This window comes from Rhizobium ecuadorense, from assembly GCF_001187535.1.
In the GTDB taxonomy this organism is placed as follows: domain Bacteria; phylum Pseudomonadota; class Alphaproteobacteria; order Rhizobiales; family Rhizobiaceae; genus Rhizobium; species Rhizobium ecuadorense.
Genome location: NZ_LFIO01000029.1, coordinates 1 through 242, shown reverse-complemented (window position 1 = coordinate 242; position 242 = coordinate 1). Strand labels below are relative to the sequence as shown.

The window sequence follows — 242 nt, the reverse complement described above, 5'->3', positions numbered from 1 at the left end:
GGACCGTCGCATCGCCATCGTCAACAGCTCGGCCGAGACGCTGATGTCACTGTCAGCCGACGAAATGCTCGGAAAGCAGTTGGTCGACATCGCGCCGGAGGTCGATCAGGTGCTGACCGAGGCGGCGGTGCGTTATCGCGGCGATTTCCGCAAGCAGATTGCGCTGGTGCGCGGCGGCACTGTGCGGACGCTGAGCGTGCAGGTCACCCGCGAGGAAGTGCGAGACATGAGCGAATCCTACG

Annotated in this window: 1 protein-coding gene; it reads left to right on the top strand. The window is 64.0% G+C overall.

Annotated features, from left to right (window positions below; translation table 11 throughout):
- Window positions 1-242, top strand: a 242-nt coding sequence (locus AF337_RS01760; RefSeq protein ID WP_152970859.1) for a PAS domain-containing protein, incomplete at both ends; no start/stop codon positions are given.